This window comes from Microcoleus sp. CAWBG27, from assembly GCF_020883145.1.
Taxonomy (GTDB): Bacteria; Cyanobacteriota; Cyanobacteriia; order Cyanobacteriales; family Microcoleaceae; genus Microcoleus.
This window is the reverse complement of sequence record NZ_JAHREU010000149.1, coordinates 1-2,206: the sequence shown is the minus strand read 5'-3', so window position 1 is coordinate 2,206 and position 2,206 is coordinate 1. Positions and strand designations below refer to the sequence as shown.

Sequence of the window (2,206 nt, the reverse complement as noted above, 5' to 3'; positions counted from 1 at the left end):
ATCCGGCTCCTAGTCTGACACCTAATAAGTCGGGTTTAACCCGCTGTTCGGACTCTCACCTGACCATGAACGGTCTGATGCTGGTGACATTCACGATGTAGAACTTCCAAATTTATAGGTTTCCAATTGTCATGGTTGCCGTCGATATGGTGTAATTCTGCAATATCACCTGACATGAACGATAGATTACATTGTGTACATTTGTGATTCTGTTTCTTGAGAAGTCGTGCCGTTATCCCATCGTAGTGAGCATTCTCTCGTTTTGACCAGTAAACAAAATCGCCATCATAGGGTGATTTATCTCCCTTGACAATAACAAACTTGCAGGCTGACCAACTAACCGCAGGAATTGCTCTTTTTATAACCTTATTGGTTTGATAACGGTTGTATCTTCCTTGTTTCCGAATGAATTTCCATAACCAATAGCGCAGTGACCACAGGTTGTGTTGACTCAGATCGCAGAATCTATGGTAATTTCTCCACCCTCTTACCATCGAACCACACTTGTTGATTCGATGTTCGAGAGTGAAACGACTATCTTTTATCACTTCTTTAACTTTTGCCTTAATGCTAATTGTAGCTTTTTGACTTGGTGTTGAAATGAATTTACCATTGGGTTTAACTGAGAAGTTCCACCCAAGGAAGTCGAAACCATCTGTACTATGTACGACTTTTGTTTTGGCTTCTTTAACTTTTAATCCTCTTGTTTCCAAGAATTTATCAATGTGTCCTCGGAGGGGTTCAGGGTCGTCTTCTGGTTTCAGAATAAACACAACGTCATCCGCATAACGAAATCCAGTAATAGTGTCTATGTATCTGCCACCATTTCTGATTTTTAATCTGACCTCATGACCAACGTTCTCTAATCCGTGAAGGACTATATTTGCTAGTAATGGGCTGAAAACTCCCCCTTGGGGCGTACCGGATTCTGATGAAGGAAATTCTCCTCTGACTCCAGCTTTTATTGCCCTAAATACCCCTTGTTTTGCTGCCTTTGGTAGTTGGACTGATTGCATTAAGAATTTGTGGTCAATCTTGTCGAAACATTTTTCAATATCCAATTCCAAAATTCTTTTTTCTAACCCATTACTGCTAGAGTTTAGATTATTGAATAATTGTCTCTGGATATCATGGCAGCTTCGGCTAGGTCTAAACCCATAAGAATGAGCGTTGAACGTAGCTTCTGCTGCGGGTTCCAAGGCATATTTGATGAGACATTGATATGCTCTGTCGCTAATGGTCGGGATTCCTAGTCCTCTTTTAGTTCCGTCTACTTTGGGTATGTACACTCGCTTTAGAGGCTGATGTTTCCATTGCTTCCAGTTCTTAACTAACACTTCAAATAGTGCCAGTCTTTGTGAGGGTTCGAGGGCTTTCTTTCCGTCCACCCCTGCGGTTTTCCGTCCAGTATTTAACTGTGTCACTTGCCGAATAGCAAGCAATTTCGCTGCTCTGGAGCTTAATAAAAGTTTCTGAAGCTTACGCACTAGGAACACATTACCGTTCTTTTGAGCCTTGAATATTCTCACTTGTAGGCGAAACACAATTTTCCGCAGCTTGCGCCAAGGAATTGATTTCCATTTATCAACTGGATTTAACTCCGTTGCCATAACATTCTCTACGCCTGAATGAACATTTTCTATGTAAACCGTACCCAGTTGTCCAAGAGTCCTGATTTCTTGAATTTTTGAGTACATCTTACCAACTCTACCCGCTAACCCTTATTTAAGGAGTCCACACTTTGAGAAGTTAATCTTCTACAATTGAAGGTTGAAAGAGTCGTTTTATTCGTTCCTCAGTTGAGTTATTTTGTAGTTTTAGGTTCTCTCATTTCGCCCACGATTTCCCAGAATTGCATTTATCCAGTTCAAAATAATGCGGGTATTTTCACACTTGAAGTGTTATGTTGTGTCGTTGTTCGACCTTGATTTCGGTCGTTCACGCTCAGACGCTTTTTCCGAGAGTTCAACTAATGTTTAACCTTGACTACTTACCTATACGAGTTGCTCCCATCTCAGGTTTGTTATTCTCGTTCTGTCCCCAGCTTCATTTTTAGAGTTTGTTCTCTATCCATGTGGGCAGTTTTGGCATCACGCCATTCCTAGCGGGTAAGACTTGTCAAATTTGAGTTTGACGCACTCACACTCAACTGAAGTTACCTTTACTATCTTTTAGGGCTTGCACCCAAGGCGGCGTAAAGGCTCTA

1 protein-coding gene is annotated in these 2,206 nt (G+C 41.3%); it reads right to left on the bottom strand.

Translation table 11 applies throughout. The features are described from left to right. Nucleotides 1-35: 35 nt before the first annotated feature. Nucleotides 36-1,697: a group II intron reverse transcriptase/maturase gene (gene ltrA / locus QZ938_RS32940; protein WP_293365694.1), complete on the bottom strand. Its 1,662-nt coding sequence runs from the start codon at nt 1,695-1,697 to the stop codon at nt 36-38. Nucleotides 1,698-2,206: the final 509 nt, after the last annotated feature.